Origin of the sequence: Thauera sp. (genome assembly GCF_047601425.1) — a bacterium.
In the GTDB taxonomy this organism is placed as follows: Bacteria; Pseudomonadota; Gammaproteobacteria; order Burkholderiales; family Rhodocyclaceae; genus Thauera.
The window spans coordinates 2,399,496-2,418,845 of sequence record NZ_JASGJL010000001.1; the positions used below are offsets into that span (position 1 = coordinate 2,399,496).

The window sequence follows — 19,350 nt, forward strand, 5'->3', positions numbered from 1 at the left end:
AATCCACACACCATTCTTGACTATTATAAACCGGTTGCTGAACACTTCGTTGCCAACAAGTTGGCAAGGCCATGCTTCAAGGACTTGCAAGCGACGACAGGGCTCCTGCTTCTAGCAACGCTTCCACCCATGCAGCTGCCGCCTGCTCCAACCCAGCTGCATTGAAGTGGCAACCATCATGACGCCCTCCCGCCGGGATCGTGTCAGCATCAGCACCAACAAAAACCCCCTGATGCACATCCGCGAGGCGAGCAATCGCCATCCGCACAGGCTGATATGGTGCCGATCGGCATTGCGTCGAGCGTGCCAAAAAAACGGGACTGGAAACGCCGCCTGCGCGCCAGCGCGCAATCAGAGCCGCCAAACGCTCCTCATAGTCTTCGGTCTCTGCTCCCCGTCGCGCATCAGCCTCCCCTTGCTGCCAAAGCACGGCATCAGGCTTCAGTCCATAGCTTTGCAACTGCGCCAAAAGCTCATCCAACCGCCCCGCTAATCCAGCATTACTCACCCAATCGACCACTGAAGTCGCATCGACTCCGAGCAAAATAAATAAGCTGCGCTCACCCGTACGCGCAAACCATGTATCGGCCAGCCGCGGCCACACGCTCCCCCCGGCACCTGTACCGCCGGGGAGAGGATCAGCCAGTGCATAGCAGTGCCCATTCGACCACACCTGGCCATGCAGCGACACGCCGCGCGGCTCACCATGATTGGCCGCATTCGACTGTCCGAGCACCAGAAATACACGCACACCGGAAAAACTGCCGCACTCCCGCAGCAGATCAGCCCTGCCAGGCTGAATCCGCTCCAGTTTTATTTCGACATGATCATGACTGGCAGCCCCCCAGTTGAGCCAGGTCAGTACAAGCCATGCGCTCCATCCGGCCAATGCAAGTACCAAAACAATAAGTACGCCCCGCCTCGTCATCCCCGCACCCTGTCGGCCACCAGCCGCTTCTTGCGGCTTTTGTAAAGCCTCCTGATCCATGCCATGGCCGGGCGCTCGACAAGAAAGGCCAACCCCGAAGCCAGCATCAGAACCAAAACCAAAGTCAGCGGCATGTATTGAGCGTAAGAAAGCCCGGAATTCATTGCTTGGCGCATCACCGCCCAGCCAATATTTTCATGCAGAAGATACAATGTGTAAGAAATCGTCCCCAGCCACAGCAGCACCGGATTTCCTGCCCCCCACAGCCTGCCACTCCCGGCCAGAATCACCAGCACAAAGCAGCCAACCCCGATCAACACGAGTAAACCGCCTCCGCTCAGGCCAATCAAACCCAACGCGCCGGCTGCCGTAACCAGCGGCTTCCATCGAGGCGCCTCACCCTGTCCAGTCAAAAAATATGCGCAAATCCCAAGGGAGAACCATGGAATGAAATCCAGAACCAGCACCCGCTGAATCGCATACGGCAGATCCAGGCCAAATACATTGGAGCCTACAAAGCAAATCATTTTCAAGGCGAACAGCATCCATAGCCAGAAAAAGCATTGCGACATACGCCCGCACACAAAAAGCATCAATGCAAGCACATAAAAATGCAACTCCACCAGCAGGGTCCAATACACGCCATCTACCGACGGCACACGGAACCAGGTATGGAACATCAGGAAGTTGAGCAGTGCCTGCTTGAAAGTCACTTCCTTGCCAGGCAAACCTAGCCATGCCACCACAGAGAAAGTCAGCGCCACGGCAACCCAGTAGGCAGGGTAGAGACGGCTGAAACGCGATACAACAAAATCACGCCAATCTCGCGATCGCGAGAGAGTCATGAATATCACAAACCCGCTGATGATGAAAAACAAATTTACGCCATAATGCCCCCACCAGATATCGAAAGGCAGCGCCAACGTAGGTGCATACAACTCACGATATTTAGTCGTAAAATGAAACAAAACCACTATCACCGCAGCCACACCCCGCAGTGAATCGATTTGCACGATCCGCCCCCGCCCTGCGCCTGGCACAGCCTGCTCCAAGCCACTGTCCTGCGATATCATCCGCCTTCTCCACTCAATCATTGACACGCCGATTCCTATCCACGTCAGGCCCCACATCCACCCGCGATAGCAAGAGCCGGCTTCGTCCATTAGGCAGCTGACCCAACCCTTATCCGACAACACCAAGCGCACCTGCTGCCACGACAGACCATATAAGCCAACCACCATGACCGCAGCCAAACCCAACATCATTCACGGCGCATTTCTTGCCATCGCCATGCGCTGGACAGATCGGCTCATCGGCCTGCTCAGCACCATCATCCTCGCTCGCCTCCTGGTCCCGGCTGACTTCGGCATCATCGCGACAGCCTCCATCGCCATCGCGTTGGCGGACGTGCTGCTGGAAATGGGCGTCTGGGTAGTGCTGATGCAGACAAAAAACCCCACGCCTGCACACTACAACACTGCATGGACCATTCGCCTCATCCAGACCTCGATCATGACTGGCGTAGTGCTGCTCACTGCTCCATATGCCAGCGCATATTTCAACAACCCCGAACTAACACCGGTCATCCGAGTGCTCGCCTTCACTTTCCTGCTTGAAGGGCTAGAAAACATCTGGATCATCACACTTCAAAAGGACCAACAGTACACTCGCGACTTCCGTTTCATGTTCCTGAAGCGCTTCACCGGATTCGTGGTCACTATCGCTTGCGCAGTCGTGTACGAATCCTACTGGGCACTCGTCGCCGGCAACCTGAGCGGCCGCCTCACAGGTGTCATTCTAAGCTATGCGATGCACCCCAGCAGGCCACGCTTGAGCCTCGAAAAATTCCGCGAAATATTCATGCTATCGCAATGGGTTTGGGTACGCAGCATCGCCCAGTATTTTCAGTTGAGACTGCACGAAATCGTCGTGGCCAGCCGGGAATCCTCCAGTGTCATGGGCATCTATACGCTTGCTGGACAGATCGCAGCCATGCCCACCAGCGAATTGCTGGCTCCCCTCAACCGCGTACTGTTCCCCGCCTTCGTCAAGGTCAAGAATGATCTCGACGAGCTCAAGCGCGTGTTTCTCCTCGCCCAGAGCGTTCAAGCTCTGGTCGCCATTCCCGCTGGCGTGGGAATGGCGCTGGTAGCACATGAGATCGTCACCCTGATGCTCGGTGAAAAATGGCAACCCGCAGTTCCACTCGTCGAGACATTGGCCTTGACCGGCTGCTTTACCGCCATCACCAGCAGCGGCATCTATGTGCTGTCCGCCCTCGGCAAATTCCGCATCACGGCCATGTACTCCTGGATCGAGGTTGCAATCTTCGCCACCCTGGCCTACCTTGCCTTTCCCGATGCCGGAGCAGCCATGGTCGCACAATTACGTGTCGTGCTGGCACTGCTCGGGCTCATCAGCTTCACGTTATTTCTCTGCAGGGAGCTTCCAGGCCTGAAGGTGCGCGAAATGGCCACCTCGGTGGTGCGCCCTGCACTCGGCGCCAGCGCCATGTACTGGGCAATAACGGCATTGTCCCCTTATCTGAATGTCGCCCCGGTGCTGCAGTTGATCCTCAAAATCTTCATCGGCGCTCTCGTTTACGCAGTCACCGTTTTCGGCACCTGGGCTCTGCTCGGTCGCAAGGCGGGGGCGGAATCCTATGTTCTCGGCAAGCTGGTCCGTCCCCTGCTGAAAAAACTTTGACTCTTCTCCTCGAACTCACATTGCACCGTAATGCTCGAGAACTCTCCGACGGCTCCATATCATCATGAAATTTTTTGGCGAGTACGCTCCACGTTCAGCGAAATCCCTGCGGGTCGATGAGCGCTCGAGCGCCCCCAGGCGCGCATTTTCGCTCTCCCCCATATCCAGGAAACACGCACCACCTGCCGCTGGCACGTCATGCAGGTAGGCAAGGCGGGGGCTTATGGCCCCCACCGCGGGATCGTAGTACCAGCTTGTCCCGATCAGGCCATTCGAATCCGGCCAGCAACGCAGCAGTTCAGCCACCAGCCGAAAACAACGCTCCCTACCTTCGGCGTTGAATTCGTCCAGCATCGGCAGATGGACATGATTCTCCAGATACGGCCGAAACGCGCGCGTATCGAAACAAAGCGTCTTCAGCAGTTGGCAACGCCCGCGCATCCCCTTCTGGGCAATCAGGACGCGCCTCGGTATGCCGGAATGACGGTATACGAGATGTGATGCGCAGGGAATCAAGATTTGGCGCGCGATCCCCAGATCCTTCATGAAAACATCGCTACTCAGGCTCGCCCGGGCTCGTATTTCCTCGTCCTCGATGGATGACGTGATCCGCCGCAAGTTCTTTTCGAACTCGGGCCTGAACAGAGCGCTCAGCCCGGACATCTCAAAGCGCGGCTCGAAACTCTCTATCAATCTCAAAACCAGGAGATTGAGATAAGCAGCAAGAGTCCTTTCCGATGACTGCTTGCGAATGTTCAGTGCGATCTCGAATATCCTGCCGGGCACGTATCCATAGCCAACGAAAGGATCGACCGTATCGAAAATCGAAATCAGCGCGTCCAATGGAAAATCTCGCTCAAGCTGCAAAAGCTCGGGATGAGCGTCCAACAGCTTGGCTTCAGCTTGCGCCTGCCAGACAAGAAGCAATTCAATTTCTCCTATAAAAAAACAGGCCCGCACTCACGATCCGGGCAGGCACAAAACAACCTGCCGTCCCACTCATACACCCGCGAATATCGCCCCATGTGGCTTATCCACATGTGCAGCCCCCTGGTAACTGGGCTCAACGTTGTACTCCACGACCATCGGCCCACTGACGCTCGCTGTAAGGTCCATGCCGAGGAATCGTGCTCCGGGCAAGACGCGCAAGGCATCGCAGGCAAGCTGTTTGCATTCCGGCCAATGTGGAAACTGGACCCCAACCAGTTCCTCGCCCGAATCCGGATGGGTTCTGTACTGGTTACGGGCCAACGTCAGATCATCGCCTCATGGATCACGCCTGAACCCAGCTCGATCGCGTAGGCCAGCACTTTCGCAGGAATGCCCCAGCGACATGGATGCCGGAGCTGTCGACGACGACCCAGATTCGCAAGGTATTGACCGATGTGGGATTGAGCTTGGCGAGCACCGGATGCTGTTCGATAATTTCTTCGATCACTTACCCTTCAGGTGCCAAGCCCAGATGCTGAGCAAGCGCGTCCATACCGACCTCCTCGCCGGACAAAACCTCGTGCCATACCTTCCGGCCAGCCTCCATAATAGTTAGCCTGACCGAACTGCGGATGAAACAGCCCCGGCAAACGGGCCGTGGTCAGCATCGTTGCCTCAGCTGCTGCCGATTGCGTGCAATCCCAGGCCGATGGAAATTCAACTCCCCGTGCCGCTGTAACGATAAGCCCATACATCGATGCCATCGATGACGACCAGGACATCATGCAAGGGGTCGAGATAGGCAAGCCGCTTCCTTCCCGCTGGCATCGAGCTCCCGTTCGGCTCAAGCTTTCGCCACTCATGCGTATCGGGCCGATAGGACCAGATTGCATTTTGGCGAAAGTCGACGAGCAGACCGTGGCCACTCCTGGGGTGATGGACAAAAGTGGTCCAAGCATCATGACCGTCCGGCACGGCCTGGCCGTCCTTGTCTTCTTCGCGCACCTTGGACCATGTCCGTGTCCTGACGTCGAAATGGTAAGTCGCACGCCCCCTTTGGACGACGAGAATATCGCGCCGCGGATCGTAATAGCCAACCTGCTCGGGCGCAGGGGATTCGGCTGCAAAGCTGCCACCCCCCTGCCCTTTTGCGCCGAGATCGTACCAGCGCAGATTCTGTATGTCGAAGCGCCAGGTGCCACGCATTTGCCAATTGTTTGCATGCCAGACGACATCTCCGAGTGAGTCGATATACTCGAGCATGCCCGCGAAGGCGGCACGCGGGGCAGCCCCCGTGGTGCGCAATAATTCCCAGTGCGCGGTTTCGGGATCGAAGCTCCACAAGGGCAAGCCCTTGTAGCGTGAATCGGGCTCTCCTCCCCTCTGCACGACCAACTTGTCGAGATTGGACCCCCAGAGATTCATCCACAGCAAACGGCGCGTCCGCGGGTGATAAGCCAGCCCCCACCATGTATGACCCACGACTGCCGGGCCGCCACGCCGAGTGGCAAGGACACCATTACGGTACTCGACGTCGCTGGGGTCGTCACCTAGGCCGGCGTAGCTGCGTGGATTGTCGGGGGGATAGCGCAAAACCCAACTCAGCGCGCCGAGATCGAACTCCCATACATCGTTCAGCCGATGAGGCTGCCCATGATTAGCACCCGCAAACAGTGCGCGCCCGCGATCTTCAGCCCACACCATCTTGATGGAATAGTCACGGCCTCTCGGGCCTGTCCGATGCAGATCGAAACGCCGCGCGACATCGTTGAAATCTCCAATCAGACGGGCTCTACCAAGTAGAGCCGCCTCGCCCGGCCCAAGCGCCGCAAGCACGGCAACAACCGCGGCATCGGCTTGCAATACCGGCGTCACCTGGACGGATGGAGAAGCCGCCTGCACGGAGATCGGCAGGAAACACCCGACGGAGGCCAGCACCCCGATACGGAACAAAAGCAGCTTCGACCTGCTCATCATGTCTTTCCCGCGCCACCACTCATCGGGCCGATGTAGCTGCGCGCGACCACGACGTTGTCGATGTAGAGGCTCATGTCACGGGGCGAAGGCGCCGTCCCCCCATGATAGACATTCATCCACACACTTTCGATGCGCAGATCAGGAATGGTACGGAAGGACAATCCAGTCTTTTCGGCAACCAGGTGACCGTCGATCCAGGCTCTGAAGATACCGTCGTGCTTGCCTGGGGTATTGAGCTTGACATGCTGCTCGATCGCGTACCAACGATTGTTCTGGAGCAGGCCGCCCGGACCGTCACCCCACCCCCAATAAGCTCCCGAATCCCCATTCATGTCGGCATGATAGACATAGGAGCCGACTGGCGTGACCCGCTCCGTTCCTGACTGGATGCTGCGGGCAAAGGCACCGCGTATCGACCAGCCGTTGGTGCCATCCGATTTGCGCATGCCCCATCCTCCCTTGCCATAGGTGCCGGCCAGACCTGGCAATTTACCGCCGTCACGATCGGGGTTCCAGTCGGCGCCAAGCCGGAGGTAGTAGCGAAAATAGACCTCTTCCGGCTCGAAAGCATGATGGCTGGCGAACAAATAGCGCAGATTGAGGGCAGTATTCGCCCCCTGCTTGAGGGTCGTTTTCAGTGCCTTGCCCTGCAACGGCTCAAATCCATTGCCTTCCCCGGCCCCCACCACGGCCATCTCGCTACGCGTCAAGCTTTTCCAGTCCGTCAGCCAGCTCCCCCGCTCGAAGTCCGCAGCAAACAGAACCTCCGGTACGCGATCGATGCCACGATCGCCGGGATGACGAGCCGCAAGCCCGTCATTGCGGGCCGCAGATGCCTCGGCCCACGGCGGTTGAGTGCTAAAGACTCCGACGGTGAGAGCCTTGCCATACAGTTTCTCTGGATAGAGCAGCAGGCGTGCCGCACGCAAACGGTCTGCAGGACCCACAGGCAGATCGAACACGACAAGGGCATTCTGGTCGGGGCTGATCCACAGGCGCTGACTCTGGCCGAGCCCCTTGACGGTCGAACAATCAAGCGTGACGTCGGCACTCGGTCTCAAGCGCTGAACTGGCTGCCCCTCCCATTGCAGTTCCAAAAGCGGCCCATCGCCGTCCGCGGCCTCGCGGCTCGGAAGCTGCAAACTACCCTGTCCGGCCAGTGCACGCAGCATGATGCCTGTATTCGGACGGCTCCCGTCGAGCCATTTGCGCGCAAGTTCGGTGACGTCGAAATCCAAACCCTCGGACAGCGCCCTTTGGCCGGTATTGGCGACGGCGTAGGGCTCTTCTCCATGCAGCTCCCCGCTGCGATCGAGCCAGTCACCCAAAGGCCGTTGCCAAGCGAGCTTGCCGCCTACCGAATAGTGCCTGCAGCCGACCCCCGTCGGGGCATCACTGAGTCGATGCACGGGATTACCCACATCCTGAGCGGTGGCAGCCCCAGGCAGGGCGGCAAGGCAGCATATTGCAACAGCCAGCGATCGAGCACGCATGCCTCTTCCCCGTTCATGCAGAGCGCAAGCCAATGCGATTGCGCAGCCCGATCAGCAAAGACCAGAAGCCACTCAGCCGAGCCTCCAGTTCGATGTCGCTCATCGACTGACAATCGAGAATCCGCTTGAGCGCAAATGGATTCTCACCTTGCCGGTTCAGGCCAAAATCAGTCGTGGTCGCGCTACGCACGCCCATTTCCTCAAGAACAGGATAGATCACCGGCGCATGCACGCCACTCGGGTAGCAGAAGTGCGAAAGGCTGGCCGGCGCCGCATCGAGCAGACCGGCAAGTTTATTACGATTGAGTTCAATCTCACCGCGCACCCGTTCCTGATCGAATCCATGCATTCGATGGGTATGGGTATGGAGTTGCAGGTCGATGCCTGCAGCCCTGGCTGCGCGTAGCTCATCCCCGCTCATCAGATGGAACCAGCGTCCGCTATCGATGGCGTCGAGATCTGCCCCGATCCTTTCAGCAATCCGCCGTACCGCCTCCCAGCGCGCATCGAGCGTGGGCAGAGCATCCACACGGACTGCGAGTTCAGCCGCGTAGGCTTCATACCCTACCGGCTCCGGCTTCCCGTATCCGACGGGAAGCAATTCATCGACGGGCGGCAGCGCCTGAGCGCGTGCGGCCATGAAGTTGAGCAGAACGTTGAGTACCGGGCGCTGCGCCAACGAATAGTATGTCGTGACATAAACCGTCGCCGGCATGCGGCGCTCCACCAACTGCGGCAGCATGTGACGGCTGATGCCATACCAGGCGTCATCGATGGTGATCACGACTGCCGCATCAGGCAGGGTGCCGTCCGCCAGCCGGTCAACGGCCTCATTCAAGCCGAGCAGCGGATACCCTTCACGGGCGAGAAGGTCGAGGCGCCGTGCAAAGGTATCGGCCCCCATGAACAGGCAGTCGCCGAAATGGGGAGCATCGCCGATCCAGATGCCGTGATAGCACAGGATGCGCAGTTGTCAACGCGTAAGCCGGCGGCTGAGGGCAAATAGCCCGAACAGGCGGGCAAGCTTGAGAATCGTCTGCTTCATATGTTTGCTGGCCCCGTTTTAAACCTGTGTGGCCGCTTGCCTCATGTTGAGGATCAAACGCCGTACGAAAGCCCCGCGCGACTCATCCCACGGCGTGAATCGGGCCAGCTGATAGGGATCCTCTCCCCTGCGGGAAACGCCCCAACCGGTGGTAAAGGCTGCCGCATAACCGGCACGCTCGGCCATGCGGGCGTGCTCGGCGCGATAATCCTTGCCAGGGCCGCCATTCGGATAGGCAAACAGGGTGATTGCCTCCCCGAGGATGGCTTCAAGCCTGGCCTTGTTGTCACGGATCTCGCGCTCGGCCTCATCCGGCGGCAAGGAAGCCAGGATAGGATGCGCGCAGGTATGGCCCCCGATCACCATGCCACCTGCGCGCAAAGCCCGCACCTGGGCCGTGCTCATCATCAGATCGCGCGGCAGACTCACGCCAGCAAGCTCGACCAGCCGATCCACCTTCTCGACGCGTTGCGCAGGAGGGAGATACTTCAGCGTCCCGATCACCTTTTCGATGGCATTGCGGCGGGACGCAACATCACCGAGCTGGACATCTTCCAGGCCGATCCTGGCAAGCTCGAGCGTGCCGCTGGGCGCACCGCGCAGCGCCAGGGTAATCTTGTCGTTCCACATTACGCCACCATCGAGAAAATCGGTGGCGATGAAGAATGCGGCGCGCATGCCATGGCGCTGCAGAATCGGCATGGCGACTTCGGCATTGTCGGCATAACCGTCATCGAACGTAATGGTCAGCGCGCGCGGGGGCAGAGCGCCTCGGGCCAGCAGGACTATCGCCTCGTCGGGAGGCAATACGTTGAACACATCTCCCAGCCAGCCGAGCATGTCATCGAAACGGCGCGCATGCAGCGCCCGTGGCGCATAGGGGTCCATTGCGGGCCGGACCCGATGGAAGATCAGAGTGCTCAATCGCGCGCGCTGTCCGCTGCCCGAAAGCAACCCTGCAAAGAGTTTCTCCAGTTTCATGCCGTTCTTATCCACCACAGAAAGCGCATCCGCAACGGAGTATTCGCTGCCGGACGTGCGGCCAGTTCAGTGCTGTACTCATCAACCATGGCATGCTCGCCCCGCCAGCGAGTCGCAACCACCAGGGCGACCAGAATGTTGTACGGCAGATCGAAATAAGCCAGGCTCAGAAACGCGCCTCCAATCGCATAGCCGACGAGCGACACCTGAACCATGCTGCCGAGATGGTAAAGCCAGCCAAGCTCCGGGTCGTCGCGGGTGCCGCGGCGCAAGGCCGCGGCGCGGCGCCAGGCCAGCAGCCACACGAGCAGGAACAACCCGAGCCCCACGTAACCATGCTCGCCCAGCACCTGGAAATAAATGCTGTGCGCGGTCAGCGGATTGCTCGGGTCCGGTGCATACAAGCCAAATACGAAGGGGTTCTGAACGTCGAAGCCGCCACCGAAGAAACGGTCGTTGGCGACGTTGACCATCGTTATCCAGGCATTGATGCGCCCCATCGCCGAGCCATCATTCTCGTAGGTCTGTATGGTGCCCATGCGCTCGTACCAGCTCTCGGGCATCATCGCCAGGATGACCAAGCCGACCAGGGACAGCATGAAGGCATTGATCATCTTGTTCGGCGCCCGCCACCACAACACCACGGCCATCCCCGAAATCGCGAGCATGGCGCCTCTAGATTGAGTGCCGATCGCCGATACGGCCGACAGCATCATCAACACGAGGAGCCCCCGCTTCACCCATTTGTGCGGCGACGTCACCCGGAGGAAATGCATCAGCGGGATCGTCAGGATCAAGGCGAGCCCCAGTTCGTTGTTACCTTCGACGAAGCCTCCCGGCGGCCCCCACACACGTCCTCCGCCACCTGTCGAAATCGTGTAGAGCCCCCCCTTCAGACCATAGAACCCCAGCGACAGCACATTGATCCAGATGAACAACCTGATGTGCATGTGCTTGTAAAGCACGGCGGCGGCGATAAAGATCATGATCTGGATTTTCAGGACCTTGATGAGCTGGGACAGCGACTCTCCAGGGAAAAAGGCAAAAACGGTCGTCAGCCCCATCCACACCACGAAGATGGCTAGCACGACCATTGGGGCACTCCAATCGAATTTGACCCTGTCCCTGGTCGTGAAGAGGCCGATGAAGGTCACCAGGGCAACGACCAGCGCTATCGGCGCGCTATGCATGAAGCCATATGCCAGCCTGTGCGGATTCATGATGCCAATCCAGGTCCACAGCAGCACGCCGATGAACGCATAGCGGAATACATAGGGGACCGTTGTGCCCAGGATTCCCAATATCAGCAGATCGCGCATCAGTCTGTCTTCAGGTCAACGGAGCGACGTGGCTGACCACGTAGCGGAACTTGCCCGATTTCTCCGGCAAGATCTCATTCACTCGGCTCACACGCACCTCGACGGCCTGTCCGAGCCGGGTCTTGAAATCGTTCATGATGCGCAACTCCGACGCCGGATCGAACTGTGCGTTGGTAACGAGCAGAACCTCGGTCAAATCGCGCGAATGCTGCACGATCTTGAATCGCTCCACACCCGGCAGATCCCGCACCGTATAGATCAGCGCCAACCCATGCATGATGGTGCCATCCTGCGCAACGACGAAATCGGTGGCACGCCCCTGCACTTCGGCCAGCACCGGCAAGCCCCGGCCGCACGCGCAGGATGCATCGCTGAGCACGCCGACATCCCCAGTCCGATAGCGGACGAAGGGAAAGTCCGCAGTGGACATGTGCGTCACGACGATCTCGCCAGCCTCTCCTCTGGCCGCAGGCGAACCATCCGGCCGTACGGTTTCGACGATGATGTCCTCGGCGCTGATGTGCAGGCTGCCGGAGGGGCATTCGTGGGCAATGAAACCGGCATCGCGAGCTCCATAGCCGTTGGCAACCGGGCAGCCGTAGGTTTCGGCAATGGTGCGGCGCTGTTCGTCATAGAGCTTTTCGGAGGTGACGAAGGCGACCTTGATGCCGAGCTTGTCCATCGCAATGCCCTTCTTGCGGGCATGCTGGGCGATCAGGGACAGGCTGGAAGGATAACCGAACAGCATCGCCGGGCGCGCGCGGCGAATGGTGTCGACGAAGCGGTCGAGGTTGGCCGGCGACATCTCGAAAGCCGGTAGCAGATGGCTGCGCATCAGCGTGTCACGCAATTGACGGATGCGGTCCTGGGCGCCGAGTTCGACCGGGCTGCCCCATACCACCAGTTCCGGATCGCCAATGTCGACGCCCCACCAGCGCGTGGCACGCCATTTGGCAGCCACGTCATGGCTCTTGCGCGATTTGCCGATGTAGAAGATCAGCGGCTCGCCCGAGGAACCTCCTGTGTTGTAACGGCTCAGGGGACCATGGCCTTCGGCCTCGAGCTGCTCGACGTTGGCACGGATGACGGATTTGGTGAGAAAAGGCAAAGCCTGCAGCGCTGCAAGCGTATCGACCCGGCTGGGGTCGAAACCTTCCCGTGCGAACAAACCCCGGTAATACGGCACCGTCCGTCCGATCTGGCCGAGAAAGGCGCGCAGCTGCTCGATGCGATGCCGCTCGAGCCTATCGGCAGGCCACCACTGGCTATCCTCCAGTTGCCGGCGCAGCGCAACCGAGCCGTGATGCTTGAGCCGCTCATGCAGCGGAAAAAGAAGATTGGCGCAAAGCGCGGTATAGAGCCCCATCATGCATCCTGTCGTCCGGCGACGCGCCGGTAAAGATCGAGCCATTGATCCCTGACCGTGGGCCAGGCATAGCGCGCAGCCGCCTCGATGCCGGCGGCGCGCATGGAGGCCGCTCTGGCCGGTTCGGCTAACACGCGCAGCGCCTCGGCCGCCATGCGCTCAACGTCACCGATTGGGGTAAGGGCTGCGGAAACCCCATCCTCGACCATGTCGGGAATACCGCCAGCATCAGTACTGACCACAGGCACTCCGCTGGCAAAGGCTTCGAGAATGGAAATCGGCATGTTGTCCACAGTGCTCGGATTGAGCATGCAGTCGGCCGACGCATAGAGCGCCGGAATATCGGCATTGTCGATGCGGCCGGCAAAGCGCACGGCGCTTTCGATTCCGAGCTCCCGAGTCAGCGCCTGCAGACGACCGAGCTCGGGACCGGTTCCAGCGACGGTCAAGCGGGCGCCGGGCAGGATGTTCCGAATGCGCGCAAAGGCGCGGATCGCAGTCGGGATATCGTAGATCGGTTCGAGGTTACGGGTCACGATCAGATGCGGAGCATCGCCGAAATCACGCACAGCTGCCGGACTGAAGCGCGACAGGTCGATGATGTTCGGCACGATCACCGCCCCCAGGCCATGACCTGCAAAGACGCGCTGCAGATAGCCGGACGGTGTGACCCGCTCGCTTGCCATGCGAAGCGTCGCCAACACGTGACGTGGCGCAGCAGCAAAAAAAGTATCGGCATTGCCGCCACGATAATTGACGATCACGCTCACGCCACGGGCACGCCCGATCCACACAGCCGGAGCGGCGAACAGGTGCCAGGCCCAGCCAGAGTTGGCAAGGATATGCATGACCTGCACCCGCCCCGCAGCCGACCACAACGCGGTCAGATAGGGAAACAGACGGAACCATGCACGCAACACCGGGATACGCCCTGCCCATTCCGGCCTGTAAGGGGCATTGTTGCGTACGAGCTCGGCCTGGATGCCTTCCTGACGCAGTAGGCGGACAAGCTGCTCACATTGATTGGCCATGCCGCCGGAGGGCGGCGGCAATGGTCCGACGATGCAGAGGGCCGGCACCGCCCTGCGTTGGACAATGGATGAGGTGGGAGCGGGCATCGGCGCATTCATTGGATATCGGAGGCAGAGCGCGCGCGCCTGCGAATCAGCCAGACGACGAAGAACAGGCAGCACAGCGCGCCGAGAACAGAGACGGCCCAGAGTCGACCACGCAGCATCTGCATCTCATCCCGCTGCACCGCATTCTGCTCGGTAGCCAGGATTCGAATGCCTGGGTGGACGCCCGACATCACGCCGCCCAACTGCTCCAAGGCGCGATGCACGCCCCCCAGCAGTTGCACCAACGATGCCTGATCGTATTCAAACACGTTGTTGCCCCACCACATGTACCACTCAGGCAGGCCCCGACGATAATAGTCGAGAGCCCTCGCCTCCTCGCGGAATCCGGGGCTGGCCAAAGGATCCACCGGTACCAGACGCAGATCGTCCGCGCCCGCTTCCAGCGCGGCGCGGAAAGCCATCGCGGACAGCGGCTCGCCACTGGCATCGGTGGGATAGAAGTTGTTGAACACGTCGATCATGACCCAGCGGGCGCGCTGGCTGTCCCATATCTCGTTGAAGATGTGGCCATGGCCGCCGAACCCATCAAAGGAAAATGCCCACGGCCGTGAGAACAGCCCGGCGGCAGTGGCGAAACCGGTGAAACTGTCGGCATAGTCACCGCAATAGCCTTCGCCCTGCTGAGTGATGCGAGTGTACGTGTCACTGAGATTCGCCTGGATCGCACCGCTCCGCCTCCGACCATCCGGCAGCAGATGGCGGCCGATGGCGAGTGCAGTGGCCCAGTCATCGCCATCAATCTTCAGATGGTCGCGGGCAACGATATCGCTGTAGAGCGGCAGCGGCTTTGCCGTTTCGACGGCGAAACCGACCGGCACATTTGCAGGTGTCCAGTCGTACACCGCAGGTTCGGATTGCAGCAGCAAGGCGTTGCGCATCCGCACCAGTTCGGTGGAATCGCGCAGATGCGGCGCCAAGCTGGCCGCCACCGCCACTGTCAACACGGCAGACAGCCAGAACAGGCGTAGCCAGATCCGTGATCCAGCCGCGCTGTTCTGCCCCTCCACGGCAACTTTCACCAGCAGAGACCTTCGACTTCGGCGCGCAGCGCCTTGCCATTGGGCATATTCACCAAATCCAGCACCTTCTGCTCAGACCGTGCGTGCGTCTCCAACGCATCGAAGATCGCAGCATTGGAAACACCAACGATCAGCATCTCGGCATCGGCGATGATGGCATCGAGATCGGACTGGAGCAGGTCGCCGATATGCGGCAGCTGGGTTTCGATGAAGCGGCGGTTGGCGCCGAGCAGACGCGACAGCTGCACGTCCGGATCGTAGATGGCAAGCTGCACGCCCTTGCCGATGAGTTGCTCGGCCAGCGTCACAAGAGGGCTTTCGCGCAGGTCGTCGGTCCCGGTCTTGAACGACAGGCCGAGCATGCCGACCTTGCGGCAACCGGATTCGAGCACCTTGGCAACGGCACGATCGATGTGCTGGCGGTTGGATTGCAGGATGCCGCTCAGCATCGGCAGTTCGACGTCGTGCATCTTCGCCAGGTAGGTGGTGGCGCGCAGATCCTTGGGCAGGCACGAGCCGCCAAAGGCGAAGCCGGGCTTCAGGTAGGCGGGCGAGATGTTGAGCTGGGTGTCCTGGCAGACCAGCTCCATGACCTCGAACGGGTTCACACCCAGCGCGCCGCACAGGCGCGCGGTTTCGTTGGCGAAGGTGATCTTGAGGGCGTGGAAGTTGTTGCAGGCGTACTTCATGGTTTCAGCCGCACGCACCGAAGTGCGCAGGAACTTGCACGGCAGATGGCCGAAGAGTTCGCGCAGGCGCTCCACCGGCTGATCGTGGTTGGCGCCGACGACGGTGAAGGGCGGCTTGTCATAGTCGCGGATGGACGAACCTTCACGCAGGAACTCGGGCTGGAAGCAGGTGAAGAAGCCTTCGCCGTCGCGCTTGCCGGATTCGGCCTCGATGATGGGGACCAGCGTGGACTCGACGGTGCCCGGGACGAGCGTGGAACGGAACACCAGCACATGCGGCGTGGCCTTCTTCGCGATGGCCTTGCCGAGATCGGCGGCCAGGCGCAGCACCGCACCCTGGTCCTGGCTGCCATTGGGCGCCGAGGGCGTGCCCACGCAGATCAGCGAGATGTCGCTGTCGAGCAGCGCCTGGCCGGCGTCGGTGGTGACGCTGACGCGGCCGCTGGCAGCGACGCTGGCCATCAGATCGACCATGCCCTCTTCGACCACCGGCGTGGTCCCCGACTTGATGAGATCGAGCTTGCTCTGATCGATGTTGACGCCGATGACCTGATGGCCGTCGCGCGCGAGGCAGGCGAGCGAAACCGCTCCAACATAGCCGAGGCCGAAAATACTGATCTTCATTGTGTTACTCCGTGCTTGCTTTGAAATTCGTCGAGGCAGCGATCCAGGATGGTATCGAGCCTTTCCATGGACCGCGGCCAGGCGTGATGGGACAACATCCGTTCGCGCCCTGCTCTGGCGAGGCGGTCGCGCTCCGCCGGCTGTTCGATGATACGGGCAATGGCTTCAGCATATTCCTGCGCACTGTCGGCGACGAGGAAATGTTCCTCAGCCGCTGCATCGACGCCGCCCGCCGCAATGCGGCTGGAAACGACCGGCACGCCCATCGCCATGGCTTCGAGGATCTTGTTCTGCGTGCCGCGCGCAATGTTAAGAGGTGCGACCATCGCTGCCGAGCGCAGAATGTAAGGACGTACGTCAGGCACCGACCCAGTCACGGTAATGCCCGGGCGCTCACCGAGCTTCTGTACCGCAGGGATGGGGTCGGCACCGACGATGAGCAGCTTCATCTCCGGGCGCCTGCTCTTCAGCAAGGGCCAGACCTCGTCGCAGAAGCGGAACATCGCTTCCTGGTTGGGGTAATAGTCCATGCGGCCGATGAAGCTGATCGTGTTCGGATCGTAGCCCTCGCCATCGGGCTTGAAAAAGTCCGCGTCCACGCCGTTGGGGAACCAGTCGGACGACACGCCGGTGCCGTAGGACTCAAGCGTCTCCCATTCGGCACGGGTGGTGGCGGTGCACAGGTCGAAGCGGCGAGCGAGGCGCTTCTCCTCGCGCACGAGCTTGGTGCCCTCCAGCCAATAGCCGATATTGAGCGGGAAGGATTTGTAGTTGACGTACTCCAGCCACTTCTGCGAATCCATGTCGCCGAAGTCGAGGATCTTGGGAATCCCGTGAACCTTCTCCACGTACTGCGCCACCGAAGAGCAATGCACGAAGATGAGATCGAAGCGTTCGCTGGCGAGCAAGGCATCGACCTTGCGTGCAAGTTCGGGCGAGTAGAAATAGCCCATCGAAGACGGCACCGGCGTCGGCAGCCGCGCAACCATGCGCGCGGTCTGAACCGGGTTGGACACCACCGCCATCTCGAAGCGCGCACAATGCGGCTGGATGCCCCTGCCCTCCTCCGCCTCGGCCTCGCTGCGGGCAAGCGAGCACACGGTCACCTCATGGCGCTGCGACAAGTGGCGAATCATGTTGAAGGGACGGATCTTGCCACCGCGCTTGGGGGGGAAAGGAAAGCGGTGGCAAACGTAAAGAATCTTCATGCGATGAGGCTCTTCAACTCTGTGGTGACGTCGTCGGGAGAATGGCCATCGAGGTAGAGCCGGCTCCAGATCTCGAGGTTCATCAGGGAAAGCAGTGCATCGGTGCCGTCGATGCGGGCCGCTTCGTGATCGGCAACCAGGCGAGCAACGACGTCCGGATCGAACAGGCCGCGGTCATTCACGACGTCGCGTGCAAGCAGGCGCCGCAGCACCGGGGCGAGATCGCGCTTGAGCCACGCACCCATCGGCGTACCGAAGCCGCGCTTCTTGCGGTCGAGGATGTCGGGCGGAAGGATGTCGGCCAGCGCGTCCTTCATCAGATGCTTGAGGCGGCCGTTCTTCACCTTCAGGGATTCGGGAATCGCCGCCGCCAGCTCGACCAGTTCGCGGTCGAGCAGCGGCACGCGGCATTCCAGCGAGACCGCCATGCTCATCTTGTCGGTGAGCAGCAGCAAATCGTCGGGAAGCTGGGTCTCGGCATCCACCGCGAACATGCGGTTCAGCGCGTCGTCCTGTCCCGCGGCGGCAAAGGCCACTGCCAGCGCATCGCTGCTGCCCACGGCGCCGCGGGTCAGGGCAGCGACGGATTCGCGGTCCAGCACCTGCAGATAGGCCCGGTAACGGTCGTCGGCCGACAGTTCCGCCGACGCCAGGAAGCCGCGCGCCAGCCGCACGGTGTTGAGCAGCTTCGAATGGCGGTCGCTCGGCAGCAGTCCTGCGGTGCGCGACAGCAGCAGGCGCGACCAGCGCGGCAGGCGCTGCAGCTTGCGCACGTAGTGATCGCCCAGATAGCGGCGGTAGCCGCCGAAGAGCTCATCGCCACCGACGCCGGACAGGATCACCTTGACGTCGCGGCGGGCGAACTCAGACACCAGGTAAGTGGTGATGAAAGCCGAATCCGCCACCGGCTCGTCCATGTGCCACAGCAGCTTCGGCAGCAGGCCGACGACGTCTGGACGTACGACGATCTCGTGGTGGTCGGTGCCCAGCAGCGTGGCAACCTGGCGCGCATAGGGCAATTCGTTGTACAGGCGCTCCGCCTCCCCGCCCTCGAAACCGATGGCGTAGGTACGGATCGGCTGCTCGGAGTGCTTGGCCATGTAGGCGACCACCGCACTGGAGTCCACGCCGCCAGACAGGAAAGCGCCGATCGGCACGTCCGACACCATCTGCCGATGTACCGCGGCTTCCATGCCATGGCGGATGCGCTCGACCCATTCAGCTTCGGACAGAGTACGGTCGATGCGTGACGGCAGGCGCCAGTAGCGCCACTCCCTGACTTCGCCGTTCTCCACCGCCAGCAAGGTGGCCGGCGGCAGCTTGCGGACGCCCTTGAACATCGAGTGCGGCGCCGGCACGTAGCCCAGATGCAGGTAGTCGCCGAGCACCTCACGATCGAGCTCCGTCCGCATGCCAGGCAGTTTCAGCAAGGCTTTGGCCTCGGTGGCAAAGCCCAGCATGGAACCCGACTGATGGACGTACAGCGGCTTGACGCCGAGGTGGTCGCGGCCGATCAGCAGACGCTTGCGGCGATCATCCCACAAGGCGAAATTGAACATGCCGTCCAGGCGGTGGACGAAATCGTCGCCCATCTCGTCATAGAGGTGGAGCAGCACCTCGCTGTCGGAGCCGGTCTTGAAGCGATAGCCGCGATCCTGCAGTTCGGCGCGCAGTTCGCGGAAGTTGTAGATCTCGCCGTTGCACACCAGCCACAGGCTGTCGTCGGCGTTGGAGATTGGCTGATGGCCACCTGCGAGGTCGATGATCGACAGCCGCCGCATCGCGATGCCGCAACGGCCATTCGGGTCGATGTGCTGACCTTCGTCGTCGGGGCCCCGATGAACCGTGACGTCGCCCATCGCGCTGAGCTGGGCAGGGTCGACGCGAGTGCCATCGAAACGGTACAAACCATGGATTCCGCACATG

General features: G+C 60.8%; 17 protein-coding genes. 1 reads left to right on the forward strand and 16 read right to left on the reverse strand.

What is annotated here, in order from left to right; all coding sequences use genetic code 11:
- Window positions 1-76 precede the first annotated feature (76 nt).
- Window positions 77-988 carry a sialate O-acetylesterase gene (locus QM748_RS11685; RefSeq protein ID WP_415247132.1) on the reverse strand — a complete coding sequence of 304 codons (912 nt, stop codon included), beginning with the start codon at window positions 986-988 and terminating at the stop codon, window positions 77-79.
- A complete protein-coding gene (locus tag QM748_RS11690; protein ID WP_415247133.1) occupies window positions 925-2,193 on the reverse strand; it encodes an acyltransferase family protein in 1,269 nt (422 codons plus the stop codon). The genes QM748_RS11685 and QM748_RS11690 overlap by 64 nt, the downstream gene beginning before the upstream one ends.
- On the opposite strand from QM748_RS11690, the gene QM748_RS11695 reads away from it, so the two are divergent.
- Window positions 2,168-3,634: a lipopolysaccharide biosynthesis protein gene (locus tag QM748_RS11695; protein WP_415247134.1), complete on the forward strand. Its 1,467-nt coding sequence runs from the start codon at window positions 2,168-2,170 to the stop codon at window positions 3,632-3,634. The genes QM748_RS11690 and QM748_RS11695 overlap by 26 nt on opposite strands.
- A 15-nt stretch (window positions 3,635-3,649) precedes the next feature.
- On the opposite strand, the gene QM748_RS11700 is transcribed toward QM748_RS11695, so the two are convergent.
- From QM748_RS11700 to asnB, 14 genes are all read right to left on the reverse strand, one after another.
- On the reverse strand, window positions 3,650-4,561 hold the full coding sequence (locus QM748_RS11700; protein WP_415247135.1) for a hypothetical protein: 912 nt from the start codon (window positions 4,559-4,561) through the stop codon (window positions 3,650-3,652).
- Between the two features lie 72 nt (window positions 4,562-4,633).
- A complete protein-coding gene (locus tag QM748_RS11705) occupies window positions 4,634-4,885 on the reverse strand; it encodes a sugar-transfer associated ATP-grasp domain-containing protein (protein WP_415247136.1) in 252 nt (83 codons plus the stop codon).
- Between the two features lie 22 nt (window positions 4,886-4,907).
- Window positions 4,908-5,072: a sugar-transfer associated ATP-grasp domain-containing protein gene (locus tag QM748_RS11710; RefSeq protein ID WP_415247137.1), complete on the reverse strand. Its 165-nt coding sequence runs from the start codon at window positions 5,070-5,072 to the stop codon at window positions 4,908-4,910.
- Window positions 5,073-5,281: 209 nt separating this feature from the next.
- Window positions 5,282-6,538 carry a hypothetical protein gene (locus QM748_RS11715; protein ID WP_415247138.1) on the reverse strand — a complete coding sequence of 419 codons (1,257 nt, stop codon included), beginning with the start codon at window positions 6,536-6,538 and terminating at the stop codon, window positions 5,282-5,284.
- Window positions 6,538-7,869, reverse strand: coding sequence for a polysaccharide lyase (locus QM748_RS11720; protein ID WP_415247139.1), 1,332 nt, complete (start codon window positions 7,867-7,869; stop codon window positions 6,538-6,540). The genes QM748_RS11715 and QM748_RS11720 overlap by 1 nt, the downstream gene beginning before the upstream one ends.
- A 178-nt stretch (window positions 7,870-8,047) precedes the next feature.
- Window positions 8,048-8,938 (reverse strand): polysaccharide deacetylase family protein, encoded by an 891-nt coding sequence (locus QM748_RS11725; RefSeq protein WP_415247140.1) that lies wholly within the window; start codon window positions 8,936-8,938, stop codon window positions 8,048-8,050.
- 159 nt (window positions 8,939-9,097) lie between these two features.
- Complete coding sequence (locus tag QM748_RS11730) at window positions 9,098-10,060, reverse strand: polysaccharide deacetylase family protein (RefSeq protein WP_415247141.1); 963 nt, start codon at window positions 10,058-10,060, stop codon at window positions 9,098-9,100.
- Entirely contained in the window at window positions 10,057-11,379 is a 1,323-nt protein-coding gene (locus QM748_RS11735; RefSeq protein ID WP_415247142.1) for a putative O-glycosylation ligase, exosortase A system-associated, read from the reverse strand. Before QM748_RS11735 ends, QM748_RS11730 begins: the two co-directional genes overlap by 4 nt.
- Before the next feature lie 10 nt (window positions 11,380-11,389).
- Window positions 11,390-12,748: a phenylacetate--CoA ligase family protein gene (locus tag QM748_RS11740; RefSeq protein WP_415247143.1), complete on the reverse strand. Its 1,359-nt coding sequence runs from the start codon at window positions 12,746-12,748 to the stop codon at window positions 11,390-11,392.
- Complete coding sequence (locus QM748_RS11745; RefSeq protein WP_415247144.1) at window positions 12,745-13,863, reverse strand: glycosyltransferase family 4 protein; 1,119 nt, start codon at window positions 13,861-13,863, stop codon at window positions 12,745-12,747. The genes QM748_RS11740 and QM748_RS11745 overlap by 4 nt, the downstream gene beginning before the upstream one ends.
- A gap of 8 nt (window positions 13,864-13,871) precedes the next feature.
- Window positions 13,872-14,903, reverse strand: coding sequence for a hypothetical protein (locus tag QM748_RS11750; RefSeq protein WP_415247145.1), 1,032 nt, complete (start codon window positions 14,901-14,903; stop codon window positions 13,872-13,874).
- Window positions 14,900-16,216 (reverse strand): nucleotide sugar dehydrogenase, encoded by a 1,317-nt coding sequence (locus tag QM748_RS11755; protein ID WP_415247146.1) that lies wholly within the window; start codon window positions 16,214-16,216, stop codon window positions 14,900-14,902. The genes QM748_RS11750 and QM748_RS11755 overlap by 4 nt, the downstream gene beginning before the upstream one ends.
- Window positions 16,213-17,424 carry a TIGR03087 family PEP-CTERM/XrtA system glycosyltransferase gene (locus QM748_RS11760; RefSeq protein ID WP_415247147.1) on the reverse strand — a complete coding sequence of 404 codons (1,212 nt, stop codon included), beginning with the start codon at window positions 17,422-17,424 and terminating at the stop codon, window positions 16,213-16,215. Before QM748_RS11760 ends, QM748_RS11755 begins: the two co-directional genes overlap by 4 nt.
- On the reverse strand, window positions 17,421-19,349 hold the full coding sequence (asnB, locus tag QM748_RS11765; RefSeq protein ID WP_415247148.1) for an asparagine synthase (glutamine-hydrolyzing): 1,929 nt from the start codon (window positions 19,347-19,349) through the stop codon (window positions 17,421-17,423). The genes QM748_RS11760 and asnB overlap by 4 nt, the downstream gene beginning before the upstream one ends.
- Window position 19,350 lies beyond the last annotated feature (1 nt).

What these genes read in the sequence shown, in the direction of transcription:
- QM748_RS11685 (WP_415247132.1), bottom strand. Translation starts at nt 988, where the DNA reads ATGGATCAGGAGGCTTTACAAAAGCCGCAAGAAGCGGCTGGTGGCCGA.
- QM748_RS11695 (WP_415247134.1), top strand. Translation starts at nt 2,168, where the DNA reads ATGACCGCAGCCAAACCCAACATCATTCACGGCGCATTTCTTGCCATC.
- QM748_RS11690 (WP_415247133.1), bottom strand. Translation starts at nt 2,193, where the DNA reads ATGATGTTGGGTTTGGCTGCGGTCATGGTGGTTGGCTTATATGGTCTG.
- QM748_RS11715 (WP_415247138.1), bottom strand. Translation starts at nt 6,538, where the DNA reads ATGAGCAGGTCGAAGCTGCTTTTGTTCCGTATCGGGGTGCTGGCCTCC.
- QM748_RS11725 (WP_415247140.1), bottom strand. Translation starts at nt 8,938, where the DNA reads ATGGGGGCCGATACCTTTGCACGGCGCCTCGACCTTCTCGCCCGTGAA.
- QM748_RS11730 (WP_415247141.1), bottom strand. Translation starts at nt 10,060, where the DNA reads ATGAAACTGGAGAAACTCTTTGCAGGGTTGCTTTCGGGCAGCGGACAG.
- QM748_RS11735 (WP_415247142.1), bottom strand. Translation starts at nt 11,379, where the DNA reads ATGCGCGATCTGCTGATATTGGGAATCCTGGGCACAACGGTCCCCTAT.
- QM748_RS11740 (WP_415247143.1), bottom strand. Translation starts at nt 12,748, where the DNA reads ATGATGGGGCTCTATACCGCGCTTTGCGCCAATCTTCTTTTTCCGCTG.
- QM748_RS11745 (WP_415247144.1), bottom strand. Translation starts at nt 13,863, where the DNA reads ATGCCCGCTCCCACCTCATCCATTGTCCAACGCAGGGCGGTGCCGGCC.
- QM748_RS11755 (WP_415247146.1), bottom strand. Translation starts at nt 16,216, where the DNA reads ATGAAGATCAGTATTTTCGGCCTCGGCTATGTTGGAGCGGTTTCGCTC.
- QM748_RS11760 (WP_415247147.1), bottom strand. Translation starts at nt 17,424, where the DNA reads ATGAAGATTCTTTACGTTTGCCACCGCTTTCCTTTCCCCCCCAAGCGC.
- asnB (WP_415247148.1), bottom strand. Translation starts at nt 19,349, where the DNA reads ATGTGCGGAATCCATGGTTTGTACCGTTTCGATGGCACTCGCGTCGAC.